The 14,358-nt window shown below is 68.0% G+C and carries 13 protein-coding genes; 7 read left to right on the forward strand and 6 right to left on the reverse strand.

Annotation, left to right across the window (positions count from 1 at the left end; genetic code table 11):
• Positions 1–181 precede the first annotated feature (181 nt).
• Positions 182–676, reverse strand: coding sequence for an outer membrane protein assembly factor BamE (locus SJY41_RS15615; protein ID WP_380783131.1), 495 nt, complete (start codon positions 674–676; stop codon positions 182–184).
• Between the two features lie 133 nt (positions 677–809).
• On the opposite strand from SJY41_RS15615, the gene SJY41_RS15620 reads away from it, so the two are divergent.
• Entirely contained in the window at positions 810–1,316 is a 507-nt protein-coding gene (locus SJY41_RS15620; RefSeq protein ID WP_380783132.1) for a ubiquinol-cytochrome C chaperone family protein, read from the forward strand.
• Positions 1,313–1,837 (forward strand): YceD family protein, encoded by a 525-nt coding sequence (locus SJY41_RS15625; RefSeq protein ID WP_380783133.1) that lies wholly within the window; start codon positions 1,313–1,315, stop codon positions 1,835–1,837. Before SJY41_RS15620 ends, SJY41_RS15625 begins: the two co-directional genes overlap by 4 nt.
• Before the next feature lie 263 nt (positions 1,838–2,100).
• On the opposite strand, the gene SJY41_RS15630 is transcribed toward SJY41_RS15625, so the two are convergent.
• Together SJY41_RS15630 and SJY41_RS15635 are read right to left on the reverse strand one after the other, a co-directional pair.
• A complete protein-coding gene (locus SJY41_RS15630) occupies positions 2,101–2,637 on the reverse strand; it encodes a SixA phosphatase family protein (protein WP_380783134.1) in 537 nt (178 codons plus the stop codon).
• Positions 2,638–2,645: 8 nt separating this feature from the next.
• Positions 2,646–5,348 (reverse strand): ATP-dependent DNA helicase, encoded by a 2,703-nt coding sequence (locus tag SJY41_RS15635; RefSeq protein ID WP_380783135.1) that lies wholly within the window; start codon positions 5,346–5,348, stop codon positions 2,646–2,648.
• Between the two features lie 314 nt (positions 5,349–5,662).
• Here SJY41_RS15635 and SJY41_RS15640 point away from each other — a divergent pair, with 314 nt between their 5' ends.
• The 5 genes from SJY41_RS15640 to SJY41_RS15660 all read left to right on the forward strand — a co-directional run bounded on the left by SJY41_RS15640 (position 5,663) and on the right by SJY41_RS15660 (position 10,638).
• Positions 5,663–5,968 carry a hypothetical protein gene (locus SJY41_RS15640; protein WP_380783136.1) on the forward strand — a complete coding sequence of 102 codons (306 nt, stop codon included), beginning with the start codon at positions 5,663–5,665 and terminating at the stop codon, positions 5,966–5,968.
• Between the two features lie 55 nt (positions 5,969–6,023).
• Positions 6,024–7,589, forward strand: coding sequence for a lysine--tRNA ligase (locus tag SJY41_RS15645; RefSeq protein WP_380783137.1), 1,566 nt, complete (start codon positions 6,024–6,026; stop codon positions 7,587–7,589).
• A 124-nt stretch (positions 7,590–7,713) separates the two neighbouring features.
• Positions 7,714–8,271 carry a 2'-5' RNA ligase family protein gene (locus SJY41_RS15650; RefSeq protein ID WP_380783138.1) on the forward strand — a complete coding sequence of 186 codons (558 nt, stop codon included), beginning with the start codon at positions 7,714–7,716 and terminating at the stop codon, positions 8,269–8,271.
• Between the two features lie 125 nt (positions 8,272–8,396).
• Complete coding sequence (locus SJY41_RS15655; RefSeq protein ID WP_380783139.1) at positions 8,397–9,401, forward strand: histone deacetylase family protein; 1,005 nt, start codon at positions 8,397–8,399, stop codon at positions 9,399–9,401.
• A gap of 1 nt (position 9,402) precedes the next feature.
• A complete protein-coding gene (locus SJY41_RS15660) occupies positions 9,403–10,638 on the forward strand; it encodes an MFS transporter (RefSeq protein ID WP_380783140.1) in 1,236 nt (411 codons plus the stop codon).
• 241 nt (positions 10,639–10,879) lie between these two features.
• Here SJY41_RS15660 and SJY41_RS15665 read toward each other — a convergent pair whose 3' ends face one another.
• From SJY41_RS15665 to SJY41_RS15675, 3 genes are all read right to left on the reverse strand, one after another.
• On the reverse strand, positions 10,880–12,115 hold the full coding sequence (locus tag SJY41_RS15665) for a dipeptidase (protein WP_380783141.1): 1,236 nt from the start codon (positions 12,113–12,115) through the stop codon (positions 10,880–10,882).
• Positions 12,116–12,287: 172 nt separating this feature from the next.
• Positions 12,288–13,067, reverse strand: a complete 780-nt coding sequence (locus tag SJY41_RS15670; RefSeq protein WP_380783142.1) for an energy transducer TonB — start codon at positions 13,065–13,067, stop codon at positions 12,288–12,290.
• 329 nt (positions 13,068–13,396) lie between these two features.
• A complete protein-coding gene (locus SJY41_RS15675; RefSeq protein WP_380783143.1) occupies positions 13,397–14,326 on the reverse strand; it encodes an electron transfer flavoprotein subunit alpha/FixB family protein in 930 nt (309 codons plus the stop codon).
• Positions 14,327–14,358 lie beyond the last annotated feature (32 nt).

Raw genomic sequence — 14,358 nt, forward strand, 5'->3', positions numbered from 1 at the left:
CCGAATCGGATGTTTGTCGAATCGACGTCGCGCGACGAACCAACGCGTCACATGCGCGTTACGCCCGAGATCCCATTCCCCTTTCGGGATCGGCGCCGACCCAAGCCCGGCCCGGCCGCACCTTCGCGTAGCATGAGGTGCGGCCAAACCCTTTGCCGGGTTCGACCACCGGCGCCGGACGTTATGGCTGGTCGCGGCCGCCGGGTGCATTGTTGCCACCACCGCCGGCGCCCGCTGCGCCGACCGTACCGATGTTGCCGAACAGATCCTGGAAGAACCCGCGCTCGCGACCCAGGGTAGGCGTCTTCTTGCCGTACGGCGCGATCGACGAGACCTGGTCGAGCCCGCCGCGACGGATGGTCGTGACGGTTCCCTTCGCGTCGAAGCTGATCTGCAGCGTGATCTGCGCATTCGGCCGCGGATTGCGGAAGGCGAGGTTGCGGCTGTCGCGCGCGAGATAATACCAGTCGCCCTGGTCGAACTGACCCGCGAGCGTCGGCTTGCCGAGCGTCTGGAGCACCGACTGGCGGTTGTCGACGCCCGGCTGGACCGAGTTGACGAGGTCGGTATCGACGACATAGCCCTGGTGCGAGCGCAACTGGGTGCAGCCACCGCTCGCCAATGCGGCAACCGCAAGCGCTGCGGCGAGACCCGTACGGGCGGAAAACACGCTCATATAAACTCCCAACCGGGGCACGCGAAAACACGTGACGGGTCCCATGCGATTGCATCGGCCGCCGATCGCCTCGATATGCGAGGATGCGCGGGCAAACAAGCCGAAGCGCGGTCGATGTTTGAAGGACGACGGATTGGGCTGGTTCGGAAGACTGCTCGGCGAGAAGCCGGACGAGGCGCTGCCGCTGTACAACGCGGTGGTCGCACGAGCTCGCGCGGAACACTGGTATCTGGCCGGCGCGGTGCCGGACACGGTCGACGGCCGGTTCGACATGATCGCGACGTTGCTCGCGTTCGTGATGCTGCGGCTCGAGGCGGAGCTGGCGGGTGGTGAGCCAGCGGCGAGGCTGGCGGAGCGGTTCGTCGATGACATGGACGGGCAGCTTCGCGAAATCGGGATTGGCGACATCATTGTCGGCAAACATATCGGCAAGATGATGAGCATGCTCGGCGGGCGCCTCGGCGCGTACCGCGAGGGACTGGCGGCGGGCGACGTCGCGCCGGCGCTGGTGCGCAATCTCTACCGTGGTGCCGCGCCCGACGACGCCGCGCTGACGCATGTCCGCGAGTCGGTGATGGCGTTTCACGTCGGGCTGGCGGCGATGCCTTTGCCGAATCTGTTATTGGGAGAATTGCCGTGAAGCCCGAGTTCAGCCGCCCCGAACGCCTCGACACGATCGGCGAGCGAGAGCGGATCGTCGAGATCGTCGCGACCGAGGACGAGCGCGCGGCCTTGGCGAAGCGGTTTGCGATGGTTTCGATCTCGCACCTCGACGCGCGGTTCGCGATCAAGCGCACCGATAGCGGCATCGTGGTGAAGGGTCGCGTGACCGGCGCCGCGGTGCAGCCGTGCTCGGTGACCGACGAGCCGCTCGATACGCAGATCGACGAGCCGGTGGCGCTGCTGTTCGTCGAGCAACTGATCGCGGAGGGCGACGAGGTCGAACTTTCCGACGATGCGCTCGACATGGTCGCGATCGAAGGCGGCACGATCGATCTGGGCGAGGCTGCGGCCGATACGCTGGCGCTGTCGATCGATCCGTTCCCGCGGGGGCCGAACGCCGCGGCGGCGCTGGCGGCGGCCGGGGTGATCAGCGAGGACGAGTTCCGGCCGGCGAATGCGTTCTCTGATCTGAAGGCGCGGATGGCAGGGAAGAGCTGAGCGGTCCGCGCGGTCTAGGGCTTGTTCGAGATCAGCTTGCCAAAAACCTGCACCACCCCGGCGTAGGCCGGGGCCCAATTGGAAAGGTGGGTGTAACGACGGACCACCCTACGCCACTATTCGCTCCCAATTGGGCCCCGGCCTACGCCGGGGTGGTACGCATTTGGGGGCAACCTCCCGCCTCCTTGTTCTTCCACGCTCTTGTTCTCCCGCGAAGGCGGGAGCCCAGTCTGGGTCCCCGCCTTCGCGGGGAAACAAGGAGGTCAGTCGGCGTCCGGCCCCAAGGTTGGGTCGAGATCGCGCGGTCGCACGAAGCGAGTGAGCCGGGCAGTACCAGCCGCAATGTCTCCCCAGTCCCCCTCGAACTGCAATTCCGCTAAACTCGCCGTCGGATATTTGTCCTCGACCGCATCGCGTAGCGGGTCGGCGCCGTCGGCGACCAGCATCAGCACGAGATCTTCCAACCCCGGATTATGCCCGATCAGCAGCGCGCTCTCGGTCTCTGCCGAAAAGCCGTGGACGACATCGAGCAACGTCGCCGCCGAGGCGAGGTATACGCGCCGGTCCCAGTCCGGTGCCAGCCGGCGCCCATAGCCCGACTCGATCTGGTCCAGCGTCTCCATCACGCGCACCGCGGGCGACGCGATGGCGTGGTCGAACTGCAATTCGAGACTGCGCATGTGACGACCGACCATTGCGGCGGCGCGCTTGCCCTTGGCGTTCAGCGGGCGATCGAAGTCGCGTGCGACCGGATCGTCCCAGCCGGATTTGGCGTGGCGCAACAGCGTCAGCGTCTTCATGGGAATCCTCAAGCCGGTTCGTGGCTTTCATGCCCCACGCGCGGGCTGGAGGAAAGCCGGCTTGCGACCCGGGCCACCGCTTCTTCGAGCGTGACGCGCGCGATCGGCACGCCGGGCGGGAACGCGCTGAGCAATCGCGACGGCATCGCGGCCGACAACATCACGAACACACCCGAGTCGTCGGCGCGGCGGATCAGCCGGCCGAACGCCTGTGCGAGCCGGGCGCGGACGAGCCGGTCGTCATAGGCCGAGCCCCCACCCGCGAGCCGCCGCGCCGCGTGCAGTACGGAGGGTTTTGCCCAGGGCACGCCCTCCATTACCACGAGTCGCAGCGACTCGCCGGGGACGTCGACGCCGTCGCGGAGCGCATCGGTGCCGAGCAGCGACGCACCCGGATCGTCGCGAAAGATATCGACCAAGGTGCCGGTATCGATCGGATCGACGTGCTGTGCGTGCAGCGGCAGGCCTTCGCGCGCGAGTCGATCGGCGATCCGGCCATGAACACCGCGCAAGCGCCGGATCGCGGTGAACAGGCCTAGCGTGCCGCCGCGGCTGGCGACGATCAGCTGCGCATAGGCGTTGGCGAGCGCGCCGACGTCACCGCGCTTCACGTCGGTGACGATCAGCACTTCGGCCTGGCGGGTATAGTCGAACGGGCTCTTCGCCTCGAACCGCGCGGCAGGGCGCAGGAGATGCGGCGCGCCGCTGCGGGCTTCGGCGACTTCCCAATCGCCGCCGCCGGTCAGCGTCGCGGAGGTGACGAGCGCGCCGTGGGCGGGCTTCAGGACGATCTCGGCGAACGGCCGAGTGGGGTCGAGCCAGTGCCGGTGGAGGCCGATGTCGAACTCGCGGCCTTCGATCCGGTCGACCGCCAGCCAGTCGACGAAATCGGCGTCGACCGGTCCGCCGACGCGCGCGAGCAGCGACAGCCACGAGGCCACCGTTTCCGCGCGCCAGCCGATCGAGGCGATCGCGCCTTCCACCCGCGCGCGGGCGGGCGCGTCCATCCAGTCGGGTGCTTCGGCGAGCACCGCTTCGAGGCGACGACCGAGCGTCACGAGCGGGCGGACGAGTGCGTCGAGCGCGGCGGCGGCGGGCGCGGCGGCCTCGATCAGCGTCGCATCGGGTTCGGCGAGTTCGGTCTCCAGGCCGTAGCCTGCGTCACCCGGTTGCTCGGCTCGCGCGTAGGTGAGCCCGCGGACGGCGGCGAGCAGCGTCTCGATCGGCCCGAACGGCGCGCCTTCGCCGAGACGTTGCAGCCAGCCATCGGACGCCAGCGCCCCGGCCGCAGTCACCGCGTCGCTGATCGCCCGCGCGCCCTGTTCGTCGTAGCTGGCGAGATCGGACAGCCGTGCGGCGAGGCCGCGCCGCCGACCGCGACCGCTCGATTCGGGGCCGAGGATCCAGCGACGCAGTTCGATCGTCTCGGCGCCGGTCAGCGCGGTCGCGAACATCGAATCGGCCGCGTCGAAAATGTGGTGGCCCTCGTCGAACACGTAGCGCGTCGGCCGCGTCGCGAGTTCGCGGCCTCGCGCGGCATTGACCATCACCAGCGCGTGGTTGGCGATGACGATGTCGGCGTCGGACGAGGCACGGGCGGCGCGCTCGATGAAGCATTTCCGGTAGTGCGGGCAGCCGGCATACACGCATTCGCCGCGCCGATCGGTCAGCGCGGTCGAGCCGTTGCGGCGGAACAGCGTCGGCAGCCAGCCCGGCAGGTCGCCACCGACCATGTCGCCGTCCGCGCTATACGCCGCCCAGCGCGCGACGAGATGCGCGAGGATCGCCGCGCGGCCGGCGAATCCGCCTTGCAGCGCATCCTCGAGGTTGAGCAGGCAGAGGTAGTTCTCGCGGCCTTTGCGCGTGACGACCTTGGCTTTGCGGATCGCGGCGTCCGGATACAGGCGCGCGGTTTCCTGGCCCAGCTGGCGTTGCAGCGTCTTCGTGTAGGTCGAGATCCACACCGCGCCGCCGGCTTTCTCGGCCCAGAGCGAGGCGGGGGCGAGGTAGCCGAGCGTCTTGCCGATCCCGGTGCCGGCCTCGGCGAGAACGAGGTTGGGCGTGTCGCGCATCGCACGCGGCGCGAAGGCTGCGGTCGCGGCGCCGGCATAGGCCCGCTGGCCGGGGCGTTCCTCGGCGCCGTGGCCGGTGAGGTCGACGAGCCGCGCTTCGGCATCGCCCGGCTCGATCGTGACGGTACGCGGCGCGGGTCGCGGCGCGTGCTCCTCCCATTCGGGGAGCGACGAGAACAGCCAGCGTTCGTTGACCGCGGGTTTCTTCAGGCGCTCGGCGACGACCGGCGCCCACGGCCAGCGCAGGCGGAACAGCGACTGCGCCGCCGTCCAGGCACCCTCCCGCTCGGGCCAGTCGCCATCGGTGAGCGCCAGCATCGCCTCTGCCGCACGCAGCAGGAACGGCGCGACGTCGGCATCCTCGGTCGGCACGTCGAGCCCGGTGACTCGCGCGATCCCCTTCGGCGTCGGTACCGCGAACTGCGCGGGGCGGAGGAAGGCGTAGAGTTCGAGCAGGTCGAGCCCCGACAGGTCGGGATACCCCAGCCGCTGCCCGACCAGCGGCGCGTTGAGCATGATGACCGGCGTATCGGCAGCGATCCGGATCGCCTCGCCTCGCCCGATCGGACGCGCACCGTCGGCATTCGCGATCCAGATGCCGGCGTGGCTGGCGTGGAGGGCAGGATAGCGAAGCGGCATCCCGGGGACTTTGCGGGACGGAGAACGAAAGGGCAACCTTTTGCTGCCTTGCTGCCTTGCGAAGGTGGGATGCCCGGGCTCGCCAGCTCTCGCCCCCCCCTACTCCCGTCATCCCGGCGAAAGCTGGGATCTCTCCGTGGCGAGCGCGACACTCGCCCCATGAATATCCCAGCTTTCGCTGGGATGACGAGGGGTTGGGAAAGAGGTGGCCGCGATCTTGTCATCGAGACAGGCCGTTACGCAACTGGCACGGACGATGTGCGTTGCACCTCTATCGATACCGAACTTTACCTACATCAACAGGGACAATCATCATGCGGAAGTTTCTCATGGCATTGAGCGCGCTCTCGCTCGCAATTCCGGCCGCTGCCGTGCTGCCGACCGGCAAGGCCGAGGCGCGGTCCAAGCGTGAATATCGCGGCCACGATCGACGGTATCGCACCCAGCGCTGCCGTTACTCGAGCGGTACGACCGGTTTGGTCGCGGGTGGCGTCGGCGGCGCGGTGCTTGGCAATGCGGTCGGCGGCGGCTTGCTCGGCACGGTCGCGGGCGGCGCAGCGGGCGCGCTCGGTGGCCGCGCGATCGACCGGTCGATGACCGCGAAGAAACGCTGCCGCTAAGGGTGTGCGGCGGTGGGGTGACGGACACGGGCGCAGGCGCTAATCGCCAAACGCTATGACCGATGACATCCGCACCGCCGCCCTAGAATCCAAAGCCTGGCCGTACGAGGAGGCGCGGAAACTCCTCAAGCGATATCCACAGGGCAAGCAGGGCGCGCCGGTGCTGTTCGAGACCGGCTATGGACCGTCGGGTCTGCCGCATATCGGCACGTTCAACGAAGTGTTGCGCACGACGATGGTGCGCAACGCCTTCCACGCGCTGAGCGACACGCCGACGCGGCTGATCGCGTTTTCGGACGACATGGACGGGCTGCGCAAGGTTCCGGACAACGTCCCCAATGGCGACATGCTGCGCGAGCATCTCGGCAAGCCGCTGACGCAGATCCCCGATCCGTTCGGGACGCACTCCAGCTTCGCCGCGCACAACAACGCGATCCTGCGCGAGTTCCTCGACCGCTACGGCTTCGACTACGAGTTCGCGTCGTCCACCGAATATTACACCGGTGGGCGTTTCGACGAGGCGCTGAAGGGTGTGCTCCGTCACTTCCAGGGTATCCAGGACGTGATGCTGCCGACGTTGCGGGCCGAACGGCGCGCGACCTATTCGCCGGTGCTGCCGATCTCGCCGACCAGCGGCATCGTGCTGCAGGTGCCGATCGAAGTGATCGACGCCGAAGCGGGCCTGATCGCGTTCGAAGACGATGGCCAGCGGATCGAACAGTCGGTGCTCGGCGGCAAGGCCAAGCTGCAGTGGAAGGTCGACTGGGCAATGCGCTGGGTCGCATTGGGCGTCGATTACGAGATGGCCGGCAAGGACCTGATCGATTCGGTGACGCAGTCGTCGAAGATCGCGCGCGTGCTTGGCGGGCGCCCGCCCGAGGGCTTCAACTACGAGATGTTCCTCGACGAGAACGGCGAGAAGATCTCGAAGTCGAAGGGCAATGGCCTCAGCCTCGACCAGTGGCTGACCTATGGTCCGCAGGAATCGCTCGCCTTCTACGCATACCGCGAGCCGAAGAAGGCGAAGTCGCTCCATATGGGCGTGATCCCCCGCGCGGTGGACGAATACTGGCAGTTCCGCGGCAATTATGCAGGCCAGGATCTGAAGCAGAAGCTCGGCAATCCGGTGCATCACATCCACGACGGCAAGCTGCCCGAAGGCGAGCTGCCGGTGACGTTCGGGCTGTTGCTCAACCTCGTCGGGGTGATGGGCGATGCGAGCAAGGACCAGGTCTGGGGCTATCTGGCGAACTACGTGCCGGACGCGTCGGCGGAGAAATATCCCGAGCTCGACCGGCTGATCGGCCATGCGCTGGCCTATGGCCGTGATTTCGTCGCGCCGACGTTGAAACGCCGCGCGCCCGAGGGTGTCGAGGTCGCGGCACTGGAGCAGCTGGATGCGGAACTCGCGGCATTGCCGGCGGAGGCAAGCGCGGAGGATATCCAGAACATCGTCTATGAGATCGGCAAGACCGGCGGGTTCGAGAACCTGCGCGACTGGTTCAAGGCGCTGTACGAGACGCTGCTGGGGTCCGAGCAGGGCCCGCGGATGGGCAGCTTCATCGCGCTGTACGGCGTCGGGAACTCGCGCAAGCTGATCGCGGAGGCGTTGGCGCGGTAGGCGGGAACGCCCCTCACGAAGCACCACCCCGGCCCCCGCCGGGGTAGTGAACCCCGTATCCACCTCGACAATCCTCATGGAACATATAAAGAACAGCGCTGTCTTCTCGCACGCGGAAACCGGCATGTTCCATCGACCGATCACCGGCCATCGCCTGTTCTTTGCGATCCGCCCGCCGCTCTCTCTAGCGCGCCAGATCGCCGCGGCGGCATCGTGGTTTGACGTTCCCGAGCAGAAACGGCGACCCGAGCATCTCCACGTGGCGATCGACATTCTCGAAGACCATGACCGTGTATCGACGGCGTTGGAGCGCGATCTCAAAGCGATCGGCGACGCGGTCGAAGCCGCGCCGTTTGCGCTCCAGTTCGATACCGCGGTCGGCAGCGATCGATCCATCGCCCTGCGTCCGCGCCGCGAGAGCGCCTCCCTCGCAGCCCTGCATCAGCGGATCGCCGTGGCTCGCGAGTCCGCAGGGTTGCGCGCCCGCGCGGACTATCGGTTCAGTCCGCACATGACGCTCGGCTACCGCGACGGCGCGCCCTTCACGCAGGATATCGCGCCGATCGGCTGGACCGCGGACGCGTTCGTGCTGGTCCACAGCCATGTCGGCCGGGCGCGGCACGACGTGATCGGGCGCTGGCTGCTGAACGGCAACGACGATCGGCAGCTGGCGCTGTTCTGAGCTGGGTTCTGAGCTGGGTTCTGAGCTGGGTTCCGAATTTGCCGTGCGGCTCGCGTCCGGTAGGAGGATCCTGGGCGCAGGCAATCGGTTGTTCCTCCATGACCGTTGCGTACCAGGGAGCAAAGATGCGGCTGTTCTTCGACGAGTCCCAGCGAACCCATGCGCCCGCGCGCGAATTGCACAACGGCGCGTTCACCGCCTATGCCGAGACACCCGCGCGTATCGACGCGATCCTGCGCGCGCTGGGGCCGGTCGAGGCGCCGGATGATCGCGGCGAAGACCCGATCCTGGCCGTGCATTCGGCCGCCTATGTCACGTTCCTGAAGGATGCCGCGCGGCTGTGGCGCGAGGCCGGGCGCGAGGGCGATGCGATCCCCTACACCTTCCCGATCCGCGGCCGCCGTCCGCTCGATCTCACCCGGATCGATGCGATCATCGGCGCACACAGCTTCGACGCAACCACGCCGATCACGCCCGAGGCCTGGGCTGCGTCCTATGGCAGCGCACAATCCACGCTCGCCGCGACGCATGCGGTGCTCGACGGCGATCGCGCCGCGTTCGCGCTGTGTCGCCCGCCCGGCCACCATGCCGGCGCGGATTATTGCGGCGGATACTGCCACCTCAACACCGCCGCGATCGCCGCGCAGGCGGCGCGCGACGCTGGTATCGCCCGCGTCGCGATCCTCGACATCGACTATCACCACGGCAACGGCACGCAGGACATCTTCTACACGCGAGGCGACGTCTTCTACGCGTCGGTCCACGCCGATCCGAAGACCGATTACCCGTTCTACTGGGGCCATGCCGACGAAACCGGCGAAGGCGACGGGGCCGGCACCACGCTCAACCTGCCGTTGCCGCATGGCACCCGGATCGACGCTTTCCGCGCTGCGCAAACGACGGCGCTCGACGCGATCGCGGCGTTCGATCCAGGCCTTCTCGTCGTCAGCTTCGGCGCCGACACGTGGGAGGGCGACCCGATCTCGCACTTCAAGCTGACCACGCCCGACTATGCGGTGCTGGCGCGCGACATCGCCGGGCGGGGTTGGCCGACCGTGATCGTCATGGAAGGCGGATACGCGGTCGACGCGCTCGGCCACAACGTCGCGAGTTTCCTGCGTGGCTTCTGACGTGCCCGCCGTTTCTGCCGAGATCGCGATCGGCACACCCGCCTATCGCCGGCTGACGCTGGCGATGCTGTTCGCAGGCTTTTCGACTTTCTCGCTGCTGTATTCGGTTCAGCCGCTGCTGCCGCTGTTCGCCGCGCAGTTCGGGCTGACCGCGGAAGGGGCGTCGCTGGCCGTGTCGCTGGCGACCGGGCCCTTGGCGATCGGCATCCTGTTCGCCGGGTTCGTCTCTGACCGGGTCGGCCGGCGGCCGCTGATGATCGCGGCGATGTTCGCGGCCGGCGCGCTCACCTTGGCGGCGGCGGTCGTACCGGGCTGGAGCGGGTTGCTCGTGCTGCGATTCCTGACCGGCGTAGCACTCGCCGGCGTGCCGGCAGTGGCGATGGCCTATGTCGCGGAGGAGGTCGATGCCGGCTCAGTCGGCGCGGCGATGGGACTGTATATCGCCGGCAGCGCGATTGGCGGGATGGCCGGACGGCTGGTGGTCAGCGTCGTCGCCGATCTCGAGGGCTGGCGATGGGCGCTCGCCGCGGTCGGCATCGCCGGCCTCGCGATGGCGGAGGCGTTTCGCCGGCTCGCACCGCCCTCACGCAACTTCACGGCCAGCGTCGGCCGCCCGGGCGCGCTGCTGCGCAGTGCCGGCGCGTTGTTCACCGATCGCGCGATGCCGCTGCTGTATCTCGAGGCGTTCCTGCTGATGGGCGTGTTCGTGACGGTCTATAACTATGCCGGCTTCCGCTTGATGAGCCCGCCCTACGGTCTCAGCCAGGCGGCGGTTGGCGCGGTGTTCCTGCTGTACGTGCTGGGATCGGTCAGCTCGGCGAAGTTCGGCACGCTCGCCGGGCGGCGCGGGCGGCGCAAGGTGTTCTGGGTGCCCGTCGTGCTCCTGATCGCCGGCGTTGCGCTGACCGCGATGACGCCGCTGGTGCTGGTGATCGCGGGCATCGCGGTGGTGACGATCGGCTTCTTCGGCGCGCATTCGATCGCCAGCGCCTGGGTTGGACGACGCGCGCAGGGCTCGCGAGGTCAGGCGGCGGCGTTCTACCTGTTCTTCTATTACATGGGATCGAGCGTGCTGGGATCGGCCGGCGGCTTTGCGTGGACGCATGCCGGCTGGCCCGGGATTACGGCGTTCTGCCTGCTGCTGGGCATAGCGGCGTTGGTGATCGGGCTGATCCTGCGCACGGTGCCGTCACTGGTGGTCGAGCCGCCTGCGCCGCAGCGTATGCCGGATCCGTGAGGCACGATTCCGACGCTGACGATGGCACCGATGGTGCCGCACGCGAACCACTGCTGGACCCGTTCCGCCGACCCGCGCGCGATCCGTCATCCCAGCGAAAGCTGGGATATCGTCGTTTGGCACGCGCCATCTGATACGGAAGGATACCCCAGCGTTCGCTGGGGTGACGGAATGGGGCTGTTCGCAGGACCGGGTTTGATTGGCGTGAAAGTTGGAGTGCAACCAAGGGCCAGTCGCCGCTCTACCGCGACGCCACGTCGGTCGCGTCGATCGGCGGCATACCGGCCATCCCCTTCGCGACGGCGTCGACGCGCTCCATGAGGCGCAACACGTTGCCGCCCGACAGTTTTGCCAGATCGCCATCGCTCCACCCCCGCCGCGCGAGTTCCGCGAACAGCAGCGGATAGCCGTCGACGCCCTTCAACCCGAGCGGCCCGGTCCCCTGGATCCCGTCGAAGTCGCCGCCGATGCCGACATGGTCGTGGCCAGCGATCTTCGCGACATGCTCCACATGATCGGCAACCGTGGCGGCGGTAACCGGCGGCTCGGGATGCGCGGCGTCCCAGGCGACCAGCGGCGCGGGCGATTTCGCGCCATAGACGTTCGCAGGCACGCCGACGCTCTTGGCATACGCCGAGCGAGCGACGTCCCAAGCGCGCCATTCGCCCGAGAGGAACGACGGATAGAAGTTCACCATCACCACGCCCCCGTTCGCGCCGATCGCGCGGAGCAGGTCGTCGGGGATGTTGCGCGGCGCATCGGCAAGCGCGCGGGCGCTGGAGTGCGAGGCGATCACCGGTGCCTTGGTCGCAGCCAGCGCGGCGGCCATCGTCGCGTCCGAGACGTGGCTGACGTCGACGATCATGCCGATCCGGTTCATCTCGGCGATCACCTGCCGCCCGAAATCGCTGAGCCCGTTCGCGCGCGGTGCGTCGGTCGAACTGTCCGCCCAGCTCAGGCTCTTGCCGTGCGTCAGCGTCATGTAGGCGACGCCGAGCGCGCGATATTGCCGCAGGACCGATAGCCGCCCGTCGATCTGGTGCCCGCCCTCGACGCCGATCAGCGACGCGATCCGCCCTGCCTTCTCGATCCGCCGGATATCGGCAGCGGTGCTCGCCATTTCGAAGGTCGCGGGGTTCGCTGCAACGACGCGGCGGACGATGTCGATCTCCTCCAGCGTCATCTCGACCGCACGCGGCCCCGTCGCGTCGGCCGGGATCCAGACCGACCAGAACTGCCCGCCGACATGGCCTTTGCGCAGGCGGGGGATGTCCGTCTGCAACGGGTTCGGCAAATGCGCGGTGTCGGCGGACAGATCGACCGCCTCGACCTTGCCCTCGTGCAGGTCGCGCAATTCCCAGGCGAGGTCGTTGTGACCGTCGATCACCGGTGTCGTCGAAAGGACATGATCGACCCGCCGCGCCATCTGCGGATCGACGCCCGCTTGTGCAGCGAGCAACAGGATTGCAGCGATCATCTCAGGCTCCTGGTCATACCCGGATAGTGCGGGAGCGCCGCGCCGCGGACAAGGGCGTTCCGCGATGGGGTTTGGGTCGAAGGCGATCCGCTTGGCAACCCGCACGAGGCAGGTCGACGGAATCGGCCATGATCGTGGTCGTGACGATCGGTGCGTACGCCCGGCCCCGGGTTCACGACCCGTGCGGGGATCGGTTCGAGGCAGGCGGGAGGGGGTCGAGTTCGTTCACCCATTCCTGATTGTGGACGACGGTCGATTGCACCGGGCGCCCGGCCGCATCGAGCCATGGGCGGTAGCGAAAGCGCTTTTCGATCAGGCGGCACGTCGTCGCATCGAGCACCACATTGCCGCTGGACCGCGTCACCGTGCAGTGCGTGACGCTGCCATCGACCTCGACCGTGTAGCGAACGCCGACGATACCCCCTGCCCCGATGACCGCCTCGGCATTGGGGAAGTCCTTGTTCTTGAAACGGCCTTTGAGCAGACGCGGCGGGGTCTCGTCGCCCCCGTCGCCATCGCCGTCGCCGTAGCGGCCGCTGCCCGTGCCGTTGCCCTCGCCTCCTGCCCCGGTACCGGGTCCGGGAACGGGGGCAGCACCGGTGGTGGCCTGGCTACCGGGACCCGGCTTCAGCGCGGCAACCACCGGGGGTGGCGGGACGATCGGTGGCACGATCGGTTTGGGCACGACGACTTCGGTCGCCTTCGACCGAAGGTTGGCAGGCGACGCGGCCCCTTCCGGACGATGGCTTCTCGCCGGGTGGAGAACGATCTTTTCGGGCGGCGGCGGGGGCGGCTTGGGGCCGACGGCAAAGGTCGTGAGCGCGTCGGGAATCGCCGTCGGAAGGCTGACGCCCAGCCCGAGGATGAGGGCGTAGCCGATCACGGCGCACAGGATCGCCGCGCTGGCTGCCGAGAAGAGGCGATCGCGAGGGTTGGTATGGGCGCCGTACATGCTGGATAGTTGGGGAGGCGTGGGTCGGGCGGCAACGGGGCCGCTCGGCACCGCGCGGCCTGAAGGCTGCGACTTCATCCCGCGGTACCTGCTGGTCCGCTCCAGCTGCTCGCAAGGGTTCCGCCTGGTGAGGCGCCAAGGACGGACGCCCGCCTCGCCGATACGAGAGCGGGCGGCGCGACCGAAGTCCCACCGCCCGTCCCTAGCGCGCATCGCGGGGGTTAAATCCCGCATCGTTGGTCGGCGCTATGGCGCCGCCGGCCGGCCTTGCGCGTGCGAACCCGTGCTTGGCCGGTTCGCAGCGGCGTGCTGCTGCGCCTCGCTCGGGCTTACAGCTTTCCCGTCAACTCCGGCACGATCTTGAACAGATCGCCGACCAGGCCGATGTCCGCGACCTGGAAGATCGGCGCATCCTCGTCCTTGTTGATCGCGATGATGACCTTCGAGTCCTTCATCCCGGCGAGATGCTGGATCGCGCCCGAGATGCCGACCGCGACGTACACTTCGGGGGCGACGATCTTGCCGGTCTGGCCGACCTGATAGTCGTTCGGCGCGTACCCGGCGTCGACCGCGGCGCGCGAGGCACCGACGCCCGCGCCGAGCTTGTCCGCCAGCGGATCGATGATCGCGTGGAACTGGTCGCTCGAAGCCAGCGCGCGGCCACCGGAAACGATGATCTTCGCGCTGGTCAGTTCGGGACGCTCGTTCTTGGCGATCTCCGAGCCGGCGAAGGTCGACAGACCCTTGTCGCCGGTCGACGCGACCGCCTCGATCTCGCCCGAGCCACCCTCGGTCGCAGCCTTGGCGAACGCCGTGCCGCGGACCGTGATGACCTTCTTCGCATCCGACGACTGAACCGTAGCGATCGCGTTGCCGGCATAGATCGGCCGCGTGAACGTGTCTTCGCTCTCGACCGACAGGATGTCGCTGATCTGCATGACGTCGAGCAACGCGGCGACGCGCGGCGCGATGTTCTTGCCGTGTGTGGTCGACGGCGCGACGAACGCGTCGTGGGTGGCCATCAGCTCGACGATCAGCGGTGCGACGTTTTCGGCGAGCGCATGCGCAAACGCCGCGTCGTCCGCGACGTGCACCTTGCCGACGCCAGCGATCTTCGCGGCCTCGGCCGCGACGCCGTCGACGCCCTGGCCGACGACCAGCAGATGGACTTCGCCAAGCTGGCTTGCCGCGGTTACGGCAGAGAGCGTGGCATCCTTGACGGCCTGACCGTCATGTTCGACCCAAACCAATGTCTTCATGACAAAACCTTTTCCAAAATTCCGTTCGGGCT

The sequence above is a fragment of the Sphingomonas sp. R86520 genome (assembly GCF_042466285.1).
In the GTDB taxonomy this organism is placed as follows: Bacteria; Pseudomonadota; Alphaproteobacteria; order Sphingomonadales; family Sphingomonadaceae; genus Sphingomonas.